The sequence below is a fragment of the Massilia sp. BKSP1R2A-1 genome (assembly GCF_050586525.1).
GTDB lineage: Bacteria > Pseudomonadota > Gammaproteobacteria > Burkholderiales > Burkholderiaceae_D > Telluria.
Window position 1 is genome coordinate 326,251 of record NZ_JBOBRE010000004.1, and the last position, 22,731, is coordinate 348,981.

Annotated in this window: 18 protein-coding genes and 1 pseudogene; 9 read left to right on the forward strand and 10 right to left on the reverse strand. The window is 61.3% G+C overall.

Annotated features, from left to right (window positions below; all coding sequences use genetic code 11):
• Positions 1 to 6: 6 nt before the first annotated feature.
• Both ACQ7JA_RS08935 and ACQ7JA_RS08940 read right to left on the reverse strand, forming a co-directional pair.
• A complete protein-coding gene (locus ACQ7JA_RS08935; RefSeq protein ID WP_430896717.1) occupies positions 7 to 2,625 on the reverse strand; it encodes an EAL domain-containing protein in 2,619 nt (872 codons plus the stop codon).
• Complete coding sequence (locus ACQ7JA_RS08940) at positions 2,622 to 4,685, reverse strand: ATP-binding protein (RefSeq protein ID WP_430896719.1); 2,064 nt, start codon at positions 4,683 to 4,685, stop codon at positions 2,622 to 2,624. Before ACQ7JA_RS08940 ends, ACQ7JA_RS08935 begins: the two co-directional genes overlap by 4 nt.
• 417 nt (positions 4,686 to 5,102) lie before the next feature.
• Here ACQ7JA_RS08940 and ACQ7JA_RS08945 point away from each other — a divergent pair, with 417 nt between their 5' ends.
• The 5 genes from ACQ7JA_RS08945 (at position 5,103) to ACQ7JA_RS08965 (ending at position 11,776) form a co-directional block, all read left to right on the forward strand.
• Positions 5,103 to 5,585 carry a CinA family protein gene (locus tag ACQ7JA_RS08945; RefSeq protein WP_430896721.1) on the forward strand — a complete coding sequence of 161 codons (483 nt, stop codon included), beginning with the start codon at positions 5,103 to 5,105 and terminating at the stop codon, positions 5,583 to 5,585.
• A 2-nt stretch (positions 5,586 to 5,587) separates the two neighbouring features.
• Entirely contained in the window at positions 5,588 to 6,493 is a 906-nt protein-coding gene (locus ACQ7JA_RS08950; RefSeq protein ID WP_430896723.1) for a metallophosphoesterase family protein, read from the forward strand.
• A gap of 34 nt (positions 6,494 to 6,527) precedes the next feature.
• Positions 6,528 to 9,347 carry a M16 family metallopeptidase gene (locus tag ACQ7JA_RS08955; RefSeq protein WP_430896725.1) on the forward strand — a complete coding sequence of 940 codons (2,820 nt, stop codon included), beginning with the start codon at positions 6,528 to 6,530 and terminating at the stop codon, positions 9,345 to 9,347.
• Positions 9,348 to 9,367: 20 nt separating this feature from the next.
• The gene (locus tag ACQ7JA_RS08960; protein ID WP_430896727.1) at positions 9,368 to 9,712 is read left to right on the forward strand and encodes a tetratricopeptide repeat protein; all 345 of its coding nucleotides are present in this window, start codon (positions 9,368 to 9,370) and stop codon (positions 9,710 to 9,712) included.
• A 120-nt stretch (positions 9,713 to 9,832) separates the two neighbouring features.
• Entirely contained in the window at positions 9,833 to 11,776 is a 1,944-nt protein-coding gene (locus ACQ7JA_RS08965) for an alkaline phosphatase family protein (protein WP_430896837.1), read from the forward strand.
• Between the two features lie 813 nt (positions 11,777 to 12,589).
• Here ACQ7JA_RS08965 and ACQ7JA_RS08970 read toward each other — a convergent pair.
• Positions 12,590 to 12,928, reverse strand: a complete 339-nt coding sequence (locus tag ACQ7JA_RS08970) for an SLATT domain-containing protein (RefSeq protein ID WP_430896729.1) — start codon at positions 12,926 to 12,928, stop codon at positions 12,590 to 12,592.
• Between the two features lie 161 nt (positions 12,929 to 13,089).
• Between ACQ7JA_RS08970 and ACQ7JA_RS08975 the strand changes: the two genes are divergently transcribed.
• The 3 genes from ACQ7JA_RS08975 to ACQ7JA_RS08985 all read left to right on the forward strand — a co-directional run bounded on the left by ACQ7JA_RS08975 (position 13,090) and on the right by ACQ7JA_RS08985 (position 17,266).
• Positions 13,090 to 14,622 carry a recombinase family protein gene (locus ACQ7JA_RS08975; protein WP_430896731.1) on the forward strand — a complete coding sequence of 511 codons (1,533 nt, stop codon included), beginning with the start codon at positions 13,090 to 13,092 and terminating at the stop codon, positions 14,620 to 14,622.
• Positions 14,616 to 16,115 (forward strand): recombinase family protein, encoded by a 1,500-nt coding sequence (locus tag ACQ7JA_RS08980; protein ID WP_430896733.1) that lies wholly within the window; start codon positions 14,616 to 14,618, stop codon positions 16,113 to 16,115. The genes ACQ7JA_RS08975 and ACQ7JA_RS08980 overlap by 7 nt, the downstream gene beginning before the upstream one ends.
• Before the next feature lie 320 nt (positions 16,116 to 16,435).
• On the forward strand, positions 16,436 to 17,266 hold the full coding sequence (locus ACQ7JA_RS08985; RefSeq protein WP_430896735.1) for a hypothetical protein: 831 nt from the start codon (positions 16,436 to 16,438) through the stop codon (positions 17,264 to 17,266).
• A 121-nt stretch (positions 17,267 to 17,387) separates the two neighbouring features.
• Here ACQ7JA_RS08985 and ACQ7JA_RS08990 read toward each other — a convergent pair whose 3' ends face one another.
• The 6 genes from ACQ7JA_RS08990 to ACQ7JA_RS09015 all read right to left on the reverse strand — a co-directional run bounded on the left by ACQ7JA_RS08990 (position 17,388) and on the right by ACQ7JA_RS09015 (position 20,255).
• Positions 17,388 to 17,750, reverse strand: coding sequence for a transcriptional repressor (locus tag ACQ7JA_RS08990; protein ID WP_430896737.1), 363 nt, complete (start codon positions 17,748 to 17,750; stop codon positions 17,388 to 17,390).
• Between the two features lie 49 nt (positions 17,751 to 17,799).
• Positions 17,800 to 18,048: a DUF7660 family protein gene (locus tag ACQ7JA_RS08995; protein WP_430896739.1), complete on the reverse strand. Its 249-nt coding sequence runs from the start codon at positions 18,046 to 18,048 to the stop codon at positions 17,800 to 17,802.
• Between the two features lie 111 nt (positions 18,049 to 18,159).
• Entirely contained in the window at positions 18,160 to 18,447 is a 288-nt protein-coding gene (locus tag ACQ7JA_RS09000) for a hypothetical protein (RefSeq protein ID WP_430896741.1), read from the reverse strand.
• Between the two features lie 482 nt (positions 18,448 to 18,929).
• Positions 18,930 to 19,247 carry a hypothetical protein gene (locus ACQ7JA_RS09005; RefSeq protein ID WP_430896743.1) on the reverse strand — a complete coding sequence of 106 codons (318 nt, stop codon included), beginning with the start codon at positions 19,245 to 19,247 and terminating at the stop codon, positions 18,930 to 18,932.
• A 144-nt stretch (positions 19,248 to 19,391) separates the two neighbouring features.
• Positions 19,392 to 19,859 carry a hypothetical protein gene (locus ACQ7JA_RS09010; RefSeq protein ID WP_430896745.1) on the reverse strand — a complete coding sequence of 156 codons (468 nt, stop codon included), beginning with the start codon at positions 19,857 to 19,859 and terminating at the stop codon, positions 19,392 to 19,394.
• A gap of 123 nt (positions 19,860 to 19,982) precedes the next feature.
• Positions 19,983 to 20,255: a hypothetical protein gene (locus ACQ7JA_RS09015; RefSeq protein ID WP_430896747.1), complete on the reverse strand. Its 273-nt coding sequence runs from the start codon at positions 20,253 to 20,255 to the stop codon at positions 19,983 to 19,985.
• A gap of 163 nt (positions 20,256 to 20,418) precedes the next feature.
• Here ACQ7JA_RS09015 and ACQ7JA_RS09020 point away from each other — a divergent pair.
• Positions 20,419 to 21,846: pseudogene (locus ACQ7JA_RS09020) on the forward strand (IS1182 family transposase); the annotation flags it as partial.
• 278 nt (positions 21,847 to 22,124) lie between these two features.
• On the opposite strand, the gene ACQ7JA_RS09025 reads toward ACQ7JA_RS09020, so the two are convergent.
• Complete coding sequence (locus ACQ7JA_RS09025) at positions 22,125 to 22,637, reverse strand: hypothetical protein (protein WP_430896749.1); 513 nt, start codon at positions 22,635 to 22,637, stop codon at positions 22,125 to 22,127.
• Between the last annotated feature and the right edge of the window lie 94 nt (positions 22,638 to 22,731).

Here is a 22,731-nt window from a genome sequence, read left to right on the forward strand (position 1 = left end):
GGGCGTTCAGGCGACGCTCGATTTATCCTCTTCGTCCCGCGGCGCCTTGCGGTCGTCATACGGCCCATACGTGAGCCAGTAATGCCGGAACGCCAGCCGGATGTTCTCCCTCAGCTGCTGGTCGTGCCAGGGTTTCGTGTAGAAGCGGTAGATCGCCCCGCGGTTGATCGAATCGAGCACCGTCTCCACGCCCGTATAGCCCGACAGGATGATGCGGATCGTCTCCGGATACATCTCCTTGACCTTGCTGAGGAATTCGGTGCCGCTCATGACCGGCATGCGCTGGTCGCAGACGATCACCTGCACCCGGTACAGGGCCAGCAGTTCGAAACCCTCGGCCGGCGAAGACGCCGTCAGCACGCGGTAGTTGTCGCGCCTGAACAGGCGGTGCAGGGCCGTGAGCACGTTGACGTCGTCGTCGACGATGAGCAGGGTCTGCACCTTGTCGTCCTGGGCGGGCGGCTGGTCGGGCTGTTCGCGGTTTTCATGGACCAGCCGCGCCACTTCCTCGGCGGGCAGCGCGCGCGAGAAGTGGAAGCCCTGGATCTCGTCGCAGCGGTGGCGCCGCAGGTAGGCCATCTGGGCGCGGGTCTCCACGCCTTCCGCGATCACCTGCATGTGCAGGCTGTGCGCCATGCTGATGATGGCAAGCGCGATGGCCGCGTCGTCCGGATTGGTCACGATGTCGCGCACGAAAGCGATGTCGATCTTGAGCTTGTCGATCGGGAAGCGCTTCAGGTAGGCGAGCGATGAATACCCGGTGCCGAAGTCGTCGATCGCGATGCGGATGCCGAGTTCCTTCAGGCGCTCCAGCACCTCGATGGTGTGCCCGGCATTCGACATCAGCGCGCTCTCGGTGAGTTCCAGCTCCAGCAGGCCCGGCTCCACCCCGTGCTTCTCCAGCGCCGCGCGGATCACGCTTTCCAGGTCGCCCTCGACGAACTGGCGGCTCGACACGTTCACCGCCACCCGCAGGTCGCGCACCCCATCCGCATTCCAGGCCGCGATCTGGCGGCAGGCCTCGTCGACGATCCATTCGCCCACGCGCACCACCAGGCCCGTCTCTTCCATCACCGGCACGAATTCGGCCGGATACACCAGGCCGTAGCCGGGCCGGTTCCAGCGCAGCAGCGCTTCCACCCCCGAGACCCGGCCGGTGTTCAGCTCCAGCTTGGGCTGGTAATACAGCACGAACTGCTTGTCCTCCAGCGCGCCGCGCAGCGCCAGCTCGAGGTCCAGGCGCGCCAGCACCTGCACGTTCATGCCGGCCGTGAAGAAGCGGTAGCCGTCGCGCCCGGCCTCCTTGGCGCGCACCATCGCGGTATCGGCGTACTTCACCAGGGTGCCGGGCTCGGTGGCGTCGTCCGGGTACATGGCGATGCCGATGCTGGCCGTCAGCGCGGCCTGCTGGCCGTGCAAGTCGAAGGGCGCGCGCAGCATCTCGCGCACCTCGTTGGCCACGTGCACCGCCTCCTGCTGGTCGCGCTGCATGGTCAGCGTGAGCGCGAACTCGTCCCCGCCCAGGCGTCCGACCGAGTCGCGCACCCGCGCCACCCTCACCAGGCGTCCGCTGAACTGGCGCAGCAGCTCGTCGCCCAGCGCGGTGCCGAGCGAATCGTTGATGATCTTGAAGCGGTCGATCGTGATGCACAGCACCGCCACGCGCCAGTTCTTGTCGCGCGCCAGCTCGATCGCATCGCGCAGGTTCTGGAAGAACAGGGTGCGGTTCGAGAGACCCGTGAGCGCGTCGTAGCTGGCCATGTGGCGCAGGCGCTCCTGCGCATGCTGGCGCTCGCTGATGTCGCGCACCACGGCGATCAGCATGCGGCTCTTGCCCAGGTCCTGCAGCTTCCAGCTGATCTCCACCGGCACCGCGCCCTGGCCGCCGGCGCGCAGCAGCTCGGTTTCCACGATGTCGCCGGGCAGGGCGTCGAACTGGGCCCTGCCCTCGCCGTCCAGCCCCGCCTGCGCAGCCGCCGCCAGGTGGCGCTCGAGCAGCTCGCGCGTGGCCAGGCCCAGCGCCACCGGATCGATGCGCATCAGGGCGTCGCGCGAGAAGCCCAGCATGCGGCAACCGCCTTCCGAGACGTCGACGATCGCCATGCTGGCCGTGTCGATCAGGAAGATCGCATCGGGCGTGGCGTCCATCGCGCCGCGGAAGCGCGCCAGCTCGGCGGTGCGCTCGCGCACCTCGCGCTCGAGCTGCACGCCGTAGTCCTGCGACTCGCGGTGCAGCAGGCGCACTTCCAGCAGGTTGCGGATGCGGGTCATCACCTCGACCGTGTCGAAGGGCTTGCCGATGAAGTCACGCGCGCCCGCTTCCAGCGCGGCCAGCTTCTTGTCCGGCTCGGCCGTCACCACCAGCACCGGCAGCCAGGAATCGCTTTCCAGGGGCTTCAGGGCTTCCATCACGTCGAAGCCGTCCATGCCGGGCATGTGCAGGTCGAGGATGATCAGGTCGAAGCGGAGCTTCAGGTGCAGCGACACCACCTGGCGCGGATCGTTGGTACTCGTGACGTTCTCGTACCCCGTGGTCTTGAGGAGGTATTCGAGCAGCTGGACGTTGACGGGTTCGTCGTCCACGACGAGGATGCGCGCGCGGCGGATGTCGGTCAGTGAAATCATTCGGCCTCCCTATCGGCCGGCCCCGTATCCTGCTTCGGCGCCGCTTGCGCGGAACGGAGCTGGGCCAGCGTACTGTTGATCGCTTCGGTGAACCTGTCGATGTCGATCGGCTTGGTCAGGTAGCGGTTGAAGCCCGCCGCCTGCCCGCGCTCGATGTCGCGCTGCATGGCGTTGGCGGTGAGGGCGATAACGGGAATGTTGCTGGTAACCGGATCGGCGCGCAGCTGGCGCAGCACCTCGATGCCGCTCATGCCCGGCAGGTTCAGGTCCATCAGGATGAGCTCGGGCTGGTGCGCGCGCGCCAGCGACAGGCCCATATGTCCGTCGGGCGCGGACAGCAGGCGCAGGTCCCGGCGGAAGCGCACGATCTCTTCCACCAGTCGCAGGTTGGCCGGGTTGTCCTCGACGTAGAGGATCAGGTGCGGGTTCAGCAGTGACCCGCCCCCGCTCGGCAGGGTCTGCACGTCTTCCGGCTGCTCGTCGGCGCCTTCCGGCGCGTGCGGCGCCAGCGGCGCGGTGGTGGCGAGCTCGATCCAGAACACGCTGCCCACGCCCGGGCTGCTGGTGACGCCGATCTCGCCGCCCATCAGTTCGACCAGGCGCTTGGTCACCACCAGGCCGATGCCGGTGCCCTCCTGCTGGCCGCCTTCCTGTCCCAAACGGTTGAAGGGCTGGAACAGGCTTGCCACCTGCTCGGCATCCAGGCCCACGCCGGTGTCCTGCACCGACAGGCGGATCCGGGTCGGCCCCACCTGCTCGCAGCTGAGCACCACGGCGCCGGCCTCGCGGTTGTACTTCACCGCGTTCGACAGGAGGTTCAGCAGGACCTGCTTCAGGCGCGTGCGGTCGGCCAGCACCACCGCGCCCGGCACGTCCGGATACAGCACGCGCACCCCGCGGGCGGCCGCGATCGGCTCGACCATGGTGCGGGTTTCCTGCAGGGTGTCGGCGAGCGCCACCGGCTCCATCGACAGGGTCACCGTGCCGGATTCGACCTTGGCCAGGTCGAGGATCTCGTTGATCAGGGTGAGCAGGTGGCGGCCGGACTTCAATATGTGGTTCGCGAATTCCTTCTTCTGCTCCAGCGTCGAGGGCAGCGAATCGCTCGTCAGGATCTGGGCGAAGCCGAGGATGGCGTTGAGCGGGGTGCGCAGCTCGTGGCTCATCGAAGACAGGAAGGCGGATTTCGCCTGGTTGGCGCTGCGCGCCTCCTCGATCGCATTGGCCAGTTCGGCATTGGCCAGGGCCAGCTGCAGGGTGCGTTCGTCGACGCGCTGCTCGAGCTGCTCGTTCAGGCGCATCACTTCCTGCTGCGCGCGCGAACGCTCGGCCGCCTCGCGCGCGGTCTGGGTGCTGGAGGTCTCCAGCTCGCGGGTGCGGCCTTCGATCTCGGTCAGCATGGCGTTGAAGGAGTCGACCAGCTCGCCCGCCTCGTCGTCGCTGATGCGCGGCGCGCGGCGCGAGTAGTCGCGGGTGGCGACCACGTCGCGCGCGATCTCGGTGATCGCGATGATCGGCGCCGTCACCACCCGGCCCAGGCGCCGCATCAGGAGGTAGGCCACGCCCATCGCCAGCAGGGTCACGCCCAGGGCAATGCTGAGGTAGTCGAGGGTGCGCGCCAGCAGCTGGTTCTCGGCGCGCAGGTAGACCGTGCCCAGGGTCTCGCCGTTCTCGACGATGCGCTGGTGGACCACCAGGTCGTCGCGGTCGGACCTGGGCGTGCCGGACAGCTGCCGGGGCATGGGGCGCGCCTCGCCCCGCGCCTGGTAGGAGGCGAACAGCTCGCCGTTGGCGTCGTAGATGGCGGCCGCGCGCACCGAGGGGCGGGTGCGCAGCAGGGCCAGGTTTTCATTGGCCAGGCGCGGGTCGTCGAAGGTAAGCGCGGCCGAGGTCATGTGCCCCACCAGCTCGGCCTGGGTCGACAGGTCGTTGAGCAGGGTGCGCTGGTAGCTGCGCAGGTCGTAGACGACGATGACGGCGATCGACACCAGCAGCGCGGCGAGCGTGGTCGCCATCACCACCGACACCAGCTTGCTGCGGATCGAGCGCGGCGGCGTCATGCGGCCTCCGGCGGGGCGCGGTGGCCGGCAAGGCGTCCAGGCGCCCCCGTGCCGCACGGTTGCGCCAGCCCCATCCGGTCACGCGCAAATCGTTCTGGCGGCATTCTTGGGCCCTGCAAAAAACGGAAAATGGGAGCTCCGCCAGTTGGACGGCGGGCAACTCCAGCATAGCCTACCGTAAAGTGTCATGTCGCACGGAACCTTTCACAATTTACCCTGTCGCGCGCGTCAATACGATATGCAATATGGGTAGGCGCACTGTGCGTAATTAATGGCGTCGCGATGTGCCGGATGGGTGCGGAGCGCGCTAGAATGAATTGCGCGCTCGCATACCGCGTTGCATCAAGGAGTGACGCCGTTTCGCGCATTATCCTCGATCCTTTCATCGGCCTGGACTGTATTCCTTAGGAGCCTCTCGTGACCAACGATATTTTCGATCTTGCCAGCAAAGCGGGCCGGGCGCTCGAGGCCAAGCGCCTGGTCCTGGCCACCGCCGAATCCTGCACCGGCGGCGGCGTGTCCCAAGCCATCACCGACATCGCCGGCTCCACCGCCTGGTTCGACTGCGGCTTCGTCACCTATTCCAACAATTCCAAGACCGAGCTGCTGGACGTGCCGGCCGCGCTGATCGCGCAATTCGGTTCGGTCAGCGAGGAAGTCGCCGGCCGCATGGCCGAGGGCGCGCTCGCCAATAGCACGGCCGACGTCGCGGTCTCGACCACCGGCATCGCCGGACCGACCGGTGCGGTGCCGGGCAAGCCGGTGGGTACGGTCTGCTTCGGCTGGGCGCGCGGCGACACGACTTTCACCGAGCGCCTGGTCTTCCAGGGCGACCGCCAGGCGGTGCGCGACCAGGCCGTGGCGCACGCGCTGCAGGGGCTGTTGCGCTTCATCGAGTAGACATGGGGGCAATCGCGCGCCCTCGCCGGCGCGTACTGGCGGCGCTGCTGTTCGCGGCAGGCGCCTCCTTGCCGGCTGCCGCGGCCGAGACCTATACCGTCTACGCCGCCGGCGACATCGCGCGCTGCAAGCATCCCGACCCGCGCTGGTCCGGCGCGGCCGCCACCGCCGCCCTGGTCGAGCCGCTGCTGCGCGCCGATCCGCAGTCGGCGGTGCTGAGCCTGGGCGATCACACCTACCCGCGCGGTGCGGCCGGTGAGTTCGAAAAATGCTACGCCCCGACCTGGGGACGCTTTCGCGACCGCACCTGGCCCACGCCCGGCAACCACGAATACGCCACGCCCGGTGCGAAACCGTATTTCGCCTACTTCGGCGAGCGCGCCGGCCGTGGCTACTACAGCCTGCGGCTCGGCAGCTGGCATGTGATCTCGCTTGACAGCAACCTGAAGGGCGCGGCCCACGCGGCGCAGATCGCCTGGCTGCGCACCGAGCTGGCCAGGGATCCCGCCGCATGCACCTTAGCCTTCTGGCACCACCCGCTGTACAGCTCGGGCGGCCACCCGCCGCCGGGCCGCATGCGCGACGCCTTCGAACTGCTGCATGCGGCCGGCGCCGAGCTGGTCCTGTCGGGCCACGACCATGACTACGAACGCTTCGCCCGCCAGGATGCCGACGGCCGCATCGACCTTGAGCGCGGGGTGCGCCAGTTCGTGGTCGGCACCGGTGGTGCCTACGCCACGCCCTTCATTTTCTTCCAGCCCAACAGCGAGGTGCGCGAAGCGAACCTCGACGGCGTGCTGGAGCTGCGCCTGCTGGCGGACGCCTACGAGTGGCGCTTCCTGCCTGCGCATCCCGGCCGGGTACCCGCGGGCAGCACGCTTGACCGCGGCCGCCAGGCCTGTCATTGAGCCACGCCCGTTATACTAGCGACCGGAGCACGCCATGAGGACCTTCTCGCTGCTCAAGCCATTCATCCTGCTGTCCCTGTTCATGCTCGCATCCTTCCCATCCGCCGATACGCCCGCCCAGACCCCGCTGCCCACCGTGGCTTTCGAAAAGACCACCCTGCCGAACGGCCTGCAGCTGATCCTGGTCGAAGACCGGCGCCTGCCCATCGTGGCGGTCAACATCTGGTACCACGTCGGCCCGGCCAACGAGGCCCCCGGCCTGCGCGGCTTCGCCCACCTGTTCGAGCACATGATGTTCTCGGCCACCCGCCACATCCCGCGCGGCCTGGCCGACCAGCTGCTGGAAGGCGCCGGCGCCACCGACAGCAACGGCAGCACCGACTACGACCGCACCAATTACTACGACACGGTGCCCTCGAACCAGCTGGAACTCGCCCTGTGGGTGCATGCCGACCGCATGGGCTACCTGCTCGACGTGCTCGACCAGAAGGCACTGACCAACCAGCAGGACGTGGTGCGCAACGAGCGCCGCCAGACCGTCGAGGGCGAGCCCTATGGCGTGGTGGAGGAGGCGCTGGCCCATGCGATGTTCCCCAAGGACCACCCCTACTATTCCCCGATCATCGGTTCGCACGCCGACATCCAGGCGGCGAAGCTGGAGGACGTGCGTCAGTTCTTCGCGCGCTACTACGGCCCCAATAACGCCAGCATCGTGATCGCCGGCGACATCGACAAGGCCAGGACGCGCGCCCTGGTGGAGCGCTATTTCGGCGGCCTGCGCCGCAGCGAGCCGGTAGCGCGGCCCAGCGTGACGACGCCGCCGATCACGGCCGAGCGCCGGGTCGTGGTGCACGACCGGGTCGAGCTGCCGCGCATCTATATGGGCTGGCTCACCCCGCCGGCCTACCAGCCGGGCGACATCGAGCTGGCGGTGGCGGCCGAGATCCTCGGCGGCGGCAAGTCGAGCCGGTTGTATAAAAAACTGGTCTACGAGCGCCAGATCGCGCAGGAGGTCGACGCGGCCCAGAACTCCTACGGCATCACCTCCACGTTTGTGATCGACGTCATTGCGCGAAATGGCGTCGATGCGCGCACCCTGGAAGCGGCGATCGACGCCGAGCTGGCCGAATTGCGCGAGCACGGCCCATCCCAGCGCGAAGTCGAGCGGGCCCGCAACAGCCTCGAGACGGCGCTCCTGAGCTCCATCGAAAAACTGGGCGGCGACGGCCTCGCCGACCAGCTGAACCACTACAACCAGTACACGGGCGACCCGGGCTATCTGAGCAAGGACATCGAGCAGCTACGCCGCGTGACTCCGCAGGACGTGCAGCGCGTGGTGCGCGCCTATCTCGCCAAGGCCTCGCGTGCGGTCGTCACCGGCCTGCCGGGCAGCCCCGTTGTCATCGATCCGCCGCGTCCACGCGCGCCCCGGGCCAGCAAGGCCGCCGGCAAGGCGGTCCAGGGCATCAACACCCCCGAGCCCTGGCGCGCCAAGGCCCCGAAACCCGGACCGGCACCTGGCTTCACGCTGCCGCAGGGCGAGACCTTCAGGCTCGCCAACGGCCTCACGGTGCTGCACCACCACAATCCCGCCCTGCCCCTCGTATCGGCCCAGCTGCTCGTTAGAAGCGGCAACGCCGCCAATCCGGCCAGCCTGCCGGGCCTGGCCGGCTTCACGGCCCAGATGCTGGAAGAAGGCACGGCCACCCGCAGCGCGCCGCAGATCGCCGACGAAATCGCGCAGCTCGGCGCCTTCCTCGACACCGGCAGCGGCGTCGATGCCTCCTCGGTCTCGCTGCTGGCCCTGCGCGCCAGCTTCGCGCCCGCCCTCGACATCCTGGCCGACGTCGTCCTGCACCCGGCCTTCCCGACCGCCGAAGTCGAGCGCCAGCGCGCCAGCCGCGTGAATGACCTGATCCAGCAGCGCGACGATCCGGAAGCCGTGGCTGCGGTGGCCGCCGCCGGCGCCTTCTGGGGCGGCCGCCATCCGAAGGGCTACGGCCAGCTGGGCACCGAGCCGGCGATCCGCAGCGTGACGCGCGAGGACCTGGTGAACTTCTGGCGCCGCCATTACGTGCCCACGAATGCGGCGCTAGTGGTGTCGGGAGCGATCACGCGCGGAGAATTGAAGACATTGGTGGAATCGCGCTTCGGCGCCTGGCAGACTGCCGATGCACCAAGCGGCGAACCCGGCGGCCCGGAGGGAAGCCGCGCGCGCCTGGTCGTGGTCGACCAGCCGGGCGCCGGCCAGACGGCGCTGCGCGTGATCGGGCCCGGCGTGGCGCGCACGACGCCGGACTTCGCGGCCCTGCAGGTGATGAACGGCGCCCTGGGCGGCATGTTCTCCAGCCGCCTGAACAACAACCTGCGCGAGACCAAGGGCTACACCTACGGCATCTACTCGGGTTTCCGCTTCGACCGCACGCCCGGCCCCTTCCTCATCGACAGCACCGTCGAGCGCGCGCATACGGGCGCCTCGGTGCGCGAGATCATCAAGGAGGTCGAGGGCATGCGCGAGGCGCCGCTGCCGGCCGCCGAACTGTCGGCGGCGCGCGACGCCCTGCTGCTGTCGCTGCCGGGACAGTTCGAGACCAATGCCGACGTCGGCGCCAGCCTGGCGGAGCTGTTCGTCTACGGCCTGCCGCTCGACTACTACAAAGGCCTGCCGGCACAGCTGCGCGCTGTCACGGCCGGCCAGGTGCAGGACGTGGCGCGCAAGTACCTCGATCCGCAGCAGATGAAGGTGGTCGCGGTCGGCGACAGGAAGCGCATCCTTCCGCAATTGCAGCCGCTCGGGCTGGGGACGGCGGAGGTGCGCGATAGCGACGGGCAGCTACCCCGCCGGACGCCCTAGGGCCTGCCAGGAGAAACAGGATGAATTCGCTGGTTCAGCGCTTGGAAAACATGCTCGAGGCAGGCAGCGACAACCTGCTGCTGCGCTTCGGCCTGGGCAAGGCTTATGCGGAGATGCAGCAGTACGACCAGGCCATCGCGCACCTCGAACAAGCTGTCGTATTCGATCCGATGCATTCGAGTTCCTGGTTCTGGCTGGGACGGGCCCAGTACGAGCATGGCCGCTTCGATGATGCGGAAAGAAACCTGGCCAAGGCGGTGCTGGTTGCATCGGAACGAAAAGACAGCCAGACGGTGAAAATGGCCCAGGTCTTCTTGCGCAGGATCGAGAAACTCGACCTGCCTGCTCGATCAACACCATCCTGACCGCTGGTGGTCGCGCGGTCGAGCGTTCGCGTACTCGGCCGGTCTGCTACACTGGTTTGTTCATCAAACCAGCACCGTGTCCGATTGACCCAGCCTCCTGTTCCCGATGGCCTGCCTCCCGTGCTTGCCGGCCCCGTCCTGCGCCGCCTCGAACCGGGCCGCCTGGTGCTATGGCTGGTCGGCAGCGCGCCGCTCGACCTGACTCTCGTGCTGGCGCCCAGGACAGGCGCGCCCCGGCGCTTGCCCCTGGACGCCAGCCGCTGCCGTGTGATGCGCGTCGGCCGCCACGCCTGCGTGCACCTGATCGACGTCGCCCTTCCCGAACCGCTCCCGCAAGACACGATCATCGAGTACGACCTGCTCCTCGCGCAAGACGACGGCAGCGAAGCCGGCATCGCGCACTGGGCGCCGCATTTGCTGCACGAGGGCGCGGCGCGGCCGAACCTGGTGCTGCGCAGCCGCAGCGACAATATCCTGTTCGGTTCCTGCCGCAAGCCGCATCATCCCTCGCCTGACGGCCTGGCGCGCGCCGACGCCCTGTTGGCCGAACATCTCGAACGGGCCGAGGAGCGGCCCGCCATGCTCATGATGTGCGGCGACCAGGTGTATGCCGACGATGTGGCCGGCCCGATGCTGGCGGCGATCCACGCGCTGATCCGGCGCCTCGGCCTCTACGCCGAATGCCTGGAAGGCGCGGTGGTCGCCGACAGCGAGGCGCTGTACCGTCACCGGGCCAGCTACTACCGGCGCGAAGAGCTGCTGCCGGCGACCAGGTCCAACGATGCGCTGCGCGACCGCTTCTTCGGCGGCAGCGAGAAGCCGATCTTCACCACGGCCAATGCGCACAACCACCTGGTGACGCTGGCCGAGGTGATGGCCATGTACCTGCTGGTCTGGTCGCCCATACCATGGCGGCTGGTGGCGGATGCGCCGCCGCCTTCGCTGGAGCCCAGGCATGCACAGCGCTGGCGGCGCGAGTCGGAGGCCCTGGCGGGCTTTTGCAGAGATCTGCCGCAGGCGGGCCGGCTGCTCGCGCACGTGCAGACCCTGATGATCTTCGACGACCACGACATCACCGACGACTGGAACCTGTCGGCCATGTGGGAAACCACGGTCTACGAGCACCCCTTCGCGCGCCGCATCGTGGGCAATGCGCTGATCGCCTACATGCTGTGCCAGGGCTGGGGCAACCGCCCGGAGGTCTTCGGTGAGGTGCTGGACGAGATGGCGCTGCTCGTCTCCACCGCCGGCGAGGATGGCCGGCTGGACGCGCCCGTGCAGGACGCGCTGGTCAAGCGCCTGCTGTCATTCCACCAGTGGGAGTTCGTCGTACGGACCAGGCCCACCATCATCGTGCTCGATATCCGCACCCGGCGCTGGCGCAACCGGCGCCGGCCCGGCCATCCCTCCGGCCTGATGGACTGGGAGTCCCTGACCGAACTGCAGCACGAGCTGCTGGACGAAACGGCCGCCGTCATCGTCTCGCCGACGCCCATGTTCGGGGTCAAGCTGATCGAAGTGGTGCAAAGGGTCGCCACCTTCGCGGGCCATGCCCTGACCGTGGACGCCGAGAACTGGATGGCGCATCGCGGCGCGGCCAGCAGCATGCTCAATATCTTCCGCCACTCGCGCACCCCGGGCAACTATGTGGTGCTGTCGGGCGACGTACACTACTCCTTCGCCTACGACGTCGAGGTGCGCGAGTCGGATCGGCCGCAACATGTCTGGCAGATCACCAGCAGCGGCATCAAGAACGAATTCCCGCGCCGCCTGCTCGACTGGCTCGACCGCCTCAACCGCTGGCTGTATTCGCCGCGCTCGCCGCTGAACTGGTTCACCCAGCGCCGCGATCTCGCCCTCACGCCGCACCTGCCGGACGCGCGCCAGCACGGCGAGCGGGTGTGGAACGGCGCCGGCATCGGCCAGGTGTGGCTGGACGCACAAGGACGGCCGACGCGCATCGTGCAGCACAACGCCGACGGGCGGGCATCGACGCGCTTCCTGGCGCCGGAGCAGGAAGCATCGCCAGCGGCGGCTTCCGAGCAGCCTGTCAGCAAGAACTGAGCTCGGGCCGACGCTCGGTGGCCCATGATCTGGCCGTGTTGCGCTCAGGTGGCAGCCCTTGTGCGTCCCGTTCTTCCGTTCCCGTTCCCTGAGCCGTGCCGCCCGTCTCGACATCCGCTGTACGGGTCAGTCTGTAGCGACAGAACATGCATTCACCAGCAGCACACATCGCATCTCCTATCGGAAAGTGGGGTCACGAAGTATCCAGATCCAGGCCATCATCGGAACGCCGATTTTTGCGCCTGAATTCCGCCGGATCGCGCAGGCACCCCGCAGAAAGCGGGTGTTACGTCCGAATAAAGTCTTGAATATCGCCCTAACAAAAACAAAGACTTAGCGAGGAGAGCAAGCTAGGGGCAGCACTATAAAATCTTGGACAGATGACTCTAAGAGGCATTTTGGCTTCCTCACCAATAATATACTCTTGGATGAAATCAAGGTTTCCTTACCACTTCTCCCACCCTCGGCAGTTCACCGAGCATAAAAACGCTAGTCCGATAGGCAGAAGATCTTTATTTGCAACAATAAGGTTTAACGCAAACTGCGCCACTCTCTGGCCTTGTCGGCGGTTCAGTTCTTGTTTAGGTACTGCCGCCGGTATTGATGACGATTCACTCTGACCATAGTGTTGAGTAAGGTCGACACAGCTGACGTAGGTCCCCTCCTGGCCGAACTCGGCCCTTAAGCTCAGCATATCAGGTCACCAAGTCCGAAAATGGCAGACTGTCACGAAGGGCCGGATCCGACCGAAAACGCTCCTTACAGTCAAAATGCCAATCACCATCTGCACTACGGTGAATCCAGCTTGCATCACTAGTCAACGTCCCGTCTGGCCTGCCACTGCGTGTGCTCTCGCGAGAACGCATTCTCAGCATCGCCTACGTACTTTGAAAACTTGTCAGTCGTTGGGGGATTTGGCAAAGCTATCCGCAGCAACCCGATCTCGTGCGCCGTAAGCGTGTAGGAGGCAGCTAGCTCTTGAAAGCGTTTCGTCTGTATCCACGCCATTACGGAAGCCGCAGCGGTCACGAGAATATCTGTCGGCCAATAGTTAACGGTCGGGTGAGCGATCTTTGCTGCGGCAAACCCCAACGCCAGCAAGTTTAGAAGAATTAAACCGCCAAACCATAACGAAGATGACCGTTGATTCAAAGGGCTATCTCATGCAGACCGATGAACGTTAGTCCAACACACAGTGATCGATAGCGGTCTCTACAGTCCGCAAACATCCATCACCTACGCGGTAGCAATGCTAATCTACGGATAGATTTCCCCGTAAGATTGGCCCTGAGTTACCTATGACGGAGGCGTCCATGGTTCAGCAGCACAACCCACACCGGGCGGTGATGTATGTGCGGATGTCTACCGAGAGCCAGGACTACTCGACTGATCACCAACGCGCGAAGATCCGGGAGTACGCGGCTGCATGCAATCTGACTCTCATTCGGGAGTATGTCGATGACGGCAAGAGCGGCCTGGATATCAGGCGGCGGCCCGGCCTAACGTCGCTGATGAAAGACGTTCAGTCAGCAAAGCCAGATTTCAGCTATATCATCGTCTATGACATAAGCCGCTGGGGGCGGTTCCAAGACATTGACGAAGCTGCGTATCACGAACACACCTGTCGTCGTGCTGGGATCACCGTGGTGTATTGCGGTGAACGCTTCACCGACGATAGTGGTCCCTATGCCTCGCTACTGAAGAGCATGAAGCGTGTCATGGCTGCTGAGTACAGTCGTGATCTTTCTGAGAAGGTCTTCGCAGCACAGTCTCGATTCATTGCGATGGGCTTCAAACAAGGTGGGCACGCCGGTTTTGGACTACGGCGCCTCGCGCTCAGAGCATGCGGTACACCGCGAGCCGTACTCGAGTACGGCGAGACGAAAGTTTCGTCAACCGATCGAGTAATCCTCATATGGGGACCAGACGACGAGATTGCTGTAGTCAGGCGCGTTTATGCGCTTTACTTGGATGAAGGGTACAGTGAGCGTCGCATTGTGCACCTACTGAACAGCGAGAACATCTCAAGTGAGTTTGGCCGGCCATGGACTCAAGCCATGGTCAACTCGCTTCTAACCAACGTCAAGTATTGCGGTGCGCTCGCATATAACCGGCGTTCTTGCAAATTGTCAGTGCCTCGAACACGCAACGAGCCTACCAAGTGGATCGTAAAGTTTGATGCAGTTGCGCCAATCATTCCAAAGGACCTCTTTGACGCTGTCCAGGTTGAGCGCGCTCGACGCCAGCGACGCTATACCAAGCCTGAGCTAATCTCGCTACTGCAAGCCTGCTATGCACGACACGGAAGAGTCAACGCAAAGATCATCGCTGCGGACTCAACGATGCCAGACCCACAACTGCTGGTCAGATCATTCGGATCCCTCGTGTCTGCGTATGACGCAGCTGGCTTGCCTCGAAGTGCCTCATATGCGTTTATCGATACCAAGAAAAAACTGGCGGCAATGCAGGCAGACCTCCTGGAGCGTGCAGAAACGTTGGCCCTGGCTGGAGGTGCCACAGTCGAACGAACTGCCGACTGTCATATTTTGCTGTTGAACAGAGCAGTACGTGTTCGATGCGATGTCGCTGTGCCACGCAATCCAAAGCGAGGGATTCGCAACTGGAGAATTTTGCCACGACCGCAAATTGACTTCACCATTACTGCTCGCATGGAGCCAGCAACTGGGGAGATTGCAGACTACTTCCTGTTTTCGCAAGCCGACTTGACAGCCAAGCCAGTCTACTTAAAAGCGTCCAACCTGGACCAGTTTGCGTTCGCCAGACACCTTTCACTCGAAACGATGTTCGGGATTCCTGAAGTCAGCAAGGCGGAGGAACCATGCTAAACCAAGGCCGCGTATGCGCAGCGCTCTATGTTAGAGCGTCTACGGAACATCAGAACTACTCGACCAGCCATCAGGAAGCTGCGCTACGTGACTACGCCGACAAGCAGAACTGCGAAATCACCAGCATTTATCGCGATGAAGGCCGAAGCGGCCTGACGTTGGATGGCCGGCCTGGATTGCTCTCCCTTTTTGAGACGATCAGATCTGGACAAGCTGAGTTCACAACCGTCCTAGTCTATGACGTTAGTCGTTGGGGACGCTTTCAAGACATCGATGAGGCTGCTTTCTACGAGTACGCGTGCCGGCGAGCCGGGATAACGGTGTGTTACTGCGCAGAGTCGTTCGACAACGATGGCTCCCCGATCGCTACCCTAATCAAAGGGCTCAAAAGAGCAATGGCGGCAGAATACAGCCGTGAACTGTCAGCTAAGGTCTTCCGTGCGCAAGTACGATTTACCGAACTCGGCTACAAGCAAGGCGGCACTGCGGGATACGGATTGCGTCGCATGGCTCTGTCAGCAACTGGTCAACCGAAAGGCATCTTACAGCCAGGGGAACGAAAGAACATGCCTAGTGATCGAGTGACCTATGTGCCAGGGCCACCAGACGAGCAAGCCGTGATCCATCGAATCTACGCGATGTACCTTGACGAACGGATGACTGACGTCGGTATAGCCGCAAGGCTCAACAGCGAAGGAGCCTCAACCTGTACGTGCAGGCCCTGGTCGGCGCACTTGGTAAAGCAAATACTGACCAACGACAAGTACGTCGGCACGATGACCTTCAACCGCGGCACTCAGCGAATGCGCACTACCCGCCGTGCTAATGATCGGGAAAAGTGGGTGCGTAGAGACAATGCGTTCGAAGCAGTCGTGTCGCGAGATAGGTTCGATCAAGCAGCGATCGAACGCAAACGGCGCCGGCGGCAATGGACTGATGATGAGATGCTTGACGCGCTGCGTGATCTTTTCATTGAGCACGGGAAAGTAACACCGGCACTGATTGATGCTGGGCCAGGGCCTGCAGCGAAATCATACGCTTTTCGCTTCAATGGTCTCATCTCTGCCATGGGCCTAGCGGGCGTCAGCTGGCCCTCCTTACCTCATGCGACCATTACGCGTTACCGACTGCGTTGCGTCACACGTGACATGACGAACGAACTCGTCCGCTATATGACGGAACACAGGGCGGAGGTGGAGGCAATCAGCCCGCGGACATGGCGCGTTAGAGATATCAAGGTGCGTCTGCTCTGCACACGCTGTCGATATGAGCGCAGTTACCCCTGCTGGAAGGTGACACTGGCCCACGACCCGGCTGTAGATTTCGTGATTTGGGTACGTATGGATCAGTCTAATGAGCGTCCGGAACGGGTCTACCTCATTCCCGTCGCGGATTTCCCAGACCATCAATATATTTGGCCGTCGACTAGGACACTGCAGAAATACGAACGCTATGCGTACTCCGGGCTACGCGCGTTATTCGGTCTCGCTTAGACCTTCAATGACTGCTTTCGACCCGAAGCAGACATCGATGGGAGCATCTTCCCGCCAATGCAAGGGAGCTTCGCGACAGATTAGTTGCGCAGTGAGCAACTGCCCTGTGCACTTAACAAAGGTAGAGTTGCCATTTGACAATTACAGTGACACACTGTGGCATCGCATCCATTGTCTTGAACTGAAAATCTTAGCGTAAGCTGCCATAGCGTTCCCCCTCGCCAACCAAACGCTAAATAATGGCACTGTACCTTGGTTCTCAGTCTATAACCAAATCTTGAAAGCAGAAATATATTGTGTCGACTTTAATTGCACTTGGCTTGGCACTTCTCCTCGCATGGCCTACGTACGGCATATCGATTGCTCTTTTCCTAGTTTTTGTCTTCTGGCCAGACAACAAATCGATCGACGTCGTGCTGGCAGCGACTGTCACTGCTATGCGTGAAGAGGTTAGCGAGGAGTTGCATGGTGTCAACGAGTCCACGATCCAGAAGATTTTCGCGCGCTATGCAATAAGGCCGCCCCATGTTTCGCGTCTGGCTCCTGGTGGTCTCGCGATATATTGGGGAACGATTCGGCACCCTCTCATCAATGCTGGACAGGTCTTTTCCGTCCGGTTTTCCTATGTTCCTCTGCCGGGAAGCCGGGGTTTTGTAAACGTGAAAGCTGCGCCAGGTGTAGACGAGTCTGTGTTCACCGGCGACGATCTTCTAAATCTCTTCGAGTCTCTCCATCTAGTACCAGCAGTCGGCCACCAAGCGCTCGCTAACGATCCAGAACCGCAACGCATAACGGCCGTTTCGCACGAACCGATTCCAAAAGTGCCTGACAACGTCACGGTTGATACTACCAAGCCGAGATCCGACAACGACATTCACAACATGATGATCCGGGCAGCGGGCCGGCCAGATGGCTATTTAAAGTGTCCAAAGCTTCGCTTTGCCGAACTAAGGAAGTTTCTGAACAAGCACAACGTCGCCATGGAGTCCTTGCCCCGCCACGGAGGCGGACGATTCTCGATCGAGATCGGTGAGTTTAGCTATGCAGCCAGCGCGACGATTTTGAACCCTAGAGAAAAGGATGAGAGCGGCATAATATTGTGGGCAAAGATCGACGGCTACGCGTCTAGCCGCACTGTTGCCGTGGCCTAACGGCAGTACCCCATCTGTAGCTTTCGTGCATGGGCAGGTTTTGGAAAGTCCTCTATTGGCCGCTGCCGCTGCTTTTTGTGGGGCAGCAGTCGACCCGAAGCGGACATAGCCAAATTGCCTTTTAAGTGTCGATCACAAGGCCAACTTTGCCTCCGAAGATGACCTCTAGTGTTTCACGAATTGAGCAAAGATCCTGACTCTCTGGGTGGAACGCAACAGCATACTCAGAATAACCGTCGAGTGCGCGCGCTGCTGCAGCGCTCACTTTGATGACAATTTCAGTCGACGAAAGTATAACGCTAAGGTCAGGGCCTACGTAGTTGAGTTGGCCCGAGACCATCACTTCGATGTCATCAGAGTCAACTGCACGAGTCAGTGAAAACCAGTAAGCGGTCTCGGCATCACGTGTCCAGAGATGAGCCATACCGTTGTACTCTTCATCTTGCGGAAATGCGAAAACAATTCCGTACAAACGCCTTTTCATTCTGGCTCCAATGTAGGCTCCTGGCCGATTTCAGACCCAAACGCTGTCGCTACTCATAGATCTTCCCACAGTACAGAAAAGTTGCGAACTTTCTCCATGGAGATGCTGCTGATAGACCATGGCTAGCGCCGAAGTCTGAAGCCTCAGCCCATGCATTAGCAGCTTCCAGAAAATCCTCGATATTTCCATTTTCCCAGTGTTCAGCATCGTTTCGCCGGTCAACGGCTAGAGCCTGAACGAAGGCGAGAAAAGTTGCCTCATCATTAACCGCCTCAAGCTGTTTGTGTAATTGGGTCATCTAGCATGCTTTCGCTGTTCAGCGTCCAACGGTAAAATCCGCAATTGGCCGGTTCCTGCTGTCAGTATGCGGCAGCTCGCGACCCAAAGCGGAACTCGGACAGCTACGTTGTTAGCGGGCAAGCTTGCCGAACACGCGGCTGTGCCAATACATCTTTGGTGCGGCAAACCAGTCTTCGTTCTTGGACGTTCGGAATTGGGCAAGCTGGGCCATTGGTATTTGATAGCGACTGAACAAAGCTAACAGGTCTCTAAGGGATGCTTGCGATAGGTTCGTTCTGGCCACCAACGTATCCTGTTCCCAGCGAAGGACACCTGGAATCTCCGTCGCCCACTCAAAAAGATGCTTCTCGTCGAGCTGCGATCCAAAATGCACTCCCGAACAGTCGAGATAAATCATTGGTCTCCTTCTTCCGCGTCCGATCTTGGCCGAACCCGGCCGTTGAGCTCAGCATAGCAGGTAGCCAAGGCGGAAAAATCGCAGACTGTCACGACCCATCCGACCCAAGCAGACATCGCGCGGTACGCACGATTGCTTATTGCATCGCGACGATCCTGCTAATTCTCGGAAAGATGAACACCGAAAGTGCTAGTGCGGTTGGTAACCCTACCGCCACCAAAGCAGAGCCAGGATCGATATCGAACCCGTATCGAGCAGCAGCTGCGGCTACACATCCCCAAAAAATTGAAGATGCTGCGGTGTAGCAGACGACCACAACGAGCTGCCGGATTTTTTCCATTTCGTTCGGACTCGATACTAGTTTTTGAAAGACCGCTTCTGGCCGAACCCGGCCGTTCAGCTCAGCATATCAGGTCGCCAAGGCAGAAAAGTCGCGGACTGTCACGAGGACCGAATCCGACCCAGAACGGACAGTCATAAAGCTATTGAGTTGATACAAAAAACTCTTCCGGATTCCGCCATGTAATGACGCGAAACGACCCCTTTATAAGACTCTGCTCACGGTAATAATGTACGAGCGCTGCCGGGCACCAGTCTCGCCCATCAGAGAATAGCGCACCTAAATCGATGAGCCTCACCACGACGCGAACGCGGGCATCGTCATCATGGAGAGGCATCACCATTCGATCATCAAGGCCTTCGGCAAAGCCAATGCGCCTGAGTTCCCTCCGCTGAAACGAGTTCGCCGCATGTACTAGCGCTCTTTCGCCAGCGATGTCTAAGACGATAATTTCGTTCATTGGAAATGTCATATAGTCCTGTCGCTTCAGCTTTATTCAGTTCTTAGTTAAACCTCCGCTTCTGGCCGGTTGCGGCCTCTGGCTTGCGGCGCAACCAACCCATTGCGGACGTTCCTAAGGTTGGAGCCGGAAGTCAGATCAAAATCAGTGCGGCTGGATGAATAGCTCAACCCCAACACCGTTAGCTACTCGCAGCGACGAGACGTGGTTTTCCTCCAGGCCGGCCGCGAATTTCTCGAGGACTGAATTTGGTGCCTTCCCGTTGTAATTAAGCGACGCAAACTTTCCGTCTGCAATCACTCCAAGGACCACCAATGCCTTCGTCTCCTTGAACTTGATTCGGTCAATCAAGATCGCTTGAAGCCCGGGCGAACTGGCGGCGGCTTTACCAACAGCCGAAATCAACTCAAAGCCAACTTCGCGTAGCGCAAATTGAAAATCACTGCCGTCCGCTTTGGCCGCACGATCAACGTCTTCAGTGAAGAGGAAGTCAATACCTCCAAATTTCGTCGAAAACGCAATTTTGGGCGCGTCCGCAGCGAAGGCGGTTTGAACTTGTGCCATGAAGCAAGCGACAACCAAAAGTGCAGAAATGAATTTCGAAACCTTCAAGTAACCTCCCGCGAAATGGAAAAAGAATCAGCGCCAAAATGTGAGTTGGGTAAAGTTCCCTAATGACAGCTCCTGGCCGATTATGGCCGTTCAGTGTACGGCAACTACCGACCCAAAGCGGACCTAGCCAACGCGGCTTCCATTCTTACCCCAAAACGGCCATAAGACACCAAGCAGCGCGTGGCGGCGCAAGGCAACGATGTCTGCCGATACGAATGGAAGTGGTCCCTCACCGTTCGGATCGGCTGCTCTTCCCGTAATCGCAGTTCCTCCGCGAACAACCAAATTCATGAACTTTGTGCCGTCGGCCAGCTTCACGTCTACCCAGTGAACGTCCATCTTCACCTCGGGGCCAAGCTTGGCACGAAGATGCGTCGGCAAAAGAATACTGGTCATTGCTAGTCCTGGAAATTTGGGCGATAGGACCTGTAATCGAATGGGCAACAACACCGGTTACGCGAATGTCTGCTGTTGGCCCAGGCTGTGTAAAAACGCAGGACCGTGTAAGCGAACCCGGCCGGGTAAACGTTGAGGAAGTATCTCATCACTGGGGTGCCAAATGAAGCGCTTTATCGAAGGCGAAGACCGTGGACAAGGCACGCTGCTTCCAGAGCACCTGGACGACTACGTCACCGAGAACAACCCCGTTCGCGTGGTCGATATATTCGTTGATGAGCTTGACCTGGCTAACTTGGGTTTTGCGCGAGTAGTGCCTGCAAAGACTGGTCGGCCGGCATACCACCCGGCTGTACTGCTCAAACTCTACATCTACGGCTACCTGAACCGCATCCAGTCGAGCCGCCGGCTCGAACGCGAAGCGCAGCGCAATGTCGAGCTGATGTGGCTGACCAGGCGCCTGGCGCCGGACTTCAAGACGATCGCAAACTTCCGCAAGGACAACGGCAAGGCGATACGCAACGTTTGCAGACAGTTCATCGTCTTGTGCCAGCAACTGGACCTGTTCTCGGACGCCATCGTGGCAATCGACGGCAGCAAGTTCAAGGCCGTCAACAGTAGCGACCGCAATTTCACCGATGCCAAGCTAAAACGCAGGATGGCGGAGATCGAAACGAGCATCAGCCGCTATCTGGCAGAACTGGACACCACCGACCGGCAGGAGCCGGCTGCTGCACAAGCGAAAAGCGTTCGCCTGAACGACAAGATCGCAGCGTTGAAATCGCAGATGGCCACGCTCAAGGAAATTGAAGCGAAGCTGGAAAAGACTGGCGAAACGCAGATTTCGCTTACCGATCCGGACGCGCGCTCGATGATGACGCGGGGTTCAGGCATCGTGGGATATAACGTGCAAACTGCGGTCGACGCCAAACACCATTTGATCGTCGAGCACGAGGTCACCAACAATGGCAGCGACCGCGATCAATTGTCCGGCATGGCAAAGAAGGCCCGCACAGCGATCGGTACGACGACGTTGACAGCGATTGCCGACCGAGGCTACTTCAAGGGCGAGGAAATCCTGGCCTGTCATGAGGCGGGCATAGGTGCTTTGGTGCCGCCTACAAAGACTTCCGGGGCCAAGGCCGATGGCAGGTTCGACAAAGCCGACTTCATCTACGATCCCGAAAACAACGAGTATCGCTGCCCGGCCGGGGAAGCTTTGATTTGGCGATTTTCCAGCGTCGAGAAAGGCATGACAAATCACCGCTACTGGAGCTCGAACTGCAAGGGTTGTCCGCTTAAGGACAGGTGCACGCCGAGCGCGCAGCGGCGTGTGACGCGCTGGGAACATCAGGACGTGCTCGACGACATGCAGGCGCGCCTTGAACAGACGCCCGACGCCATGCGCATACGACGTTCGACTGTCGAGCACCCCTATGCCACGATCAAGGCATGGATGGGATCCACGCACTTTCTAACGAAAGGCCTGGAGCGTGTGAAGAGCGAAATGAGCTTGCATGTGCTGGCCTACAACTTCAGTCGCTTGCTCACGCTGCTTGGCATGGAGGGAATGCTGGCGGCGATCAGGGCGTACGCCCGTTTTCTGCCGCAAACCGGGCTGTTTGGAGCGTTCTTGCTGCTGGTCTTGCCGAGGACTAGAAAACGGGATAACCAAGGCTACGGCACTTCTATAGGCTTCTGGATAGGCCGTAAGCCGTACAATTCGGCTAACGAATTCAGCTGATGAGTTTTTACACAGGCTGGACCGATTGCGGACGTTCGGCAAGGCTCAGTGTACCCGGCTGTTGCCTGTAGAGCATCGAGAGGATTTTGTTAGGCGTTCTAAAGCAGTTATAGAGCCTAGATCCGCTAGTCCTCTGTTGGTTTTTGGATGGTCGGCTTCGACGCTTTGACCAACAGGCCCATGCTCTTACCTGTTTCTTCGACAACATGCATCATCTTCGCTACAACAGGAACACCAAAAATCATTATGCAAGCGAAGGCAGTTAAAGCGGGAGTCACTTCCGGACCACCTTTTTTGTCAAGTATGTGTCCAACGCGCATAGGGTAGTCGGCAATTAGCCCTGCAAAGATGTAAGCCGTAACGCCAAGCCCCATCACCGTGATAAGTGCAGCCTTAAGTGACTCGTCCGCAATCTTGGCGCGAGCTTCCATCTCGGCCGGGTCAGTAACTGCGCGTGCTCGCGCGTACAGCAGCGAACAGGTAGCAAACAGCGACGTAGTAAAAGCAACACTAGCGCCGAGTAGTCCATCTAGCTGCATCATTGCTAGCCTGTTGACGATGGTGGCGAAAAAGACCGTCATAAAGACAACAGGGAAGAAGCGAAAGTAGAAGCTGTCGAGTTTTTCCAAAGGGTTCACGCTTGCCTCTCATGCTTGGGTGGATCTGAAAACGGTCTTTGTCAGCAACCGACCACTTCTAGCCGAACGCAGACTCAAGCCGATTCCCAATCCC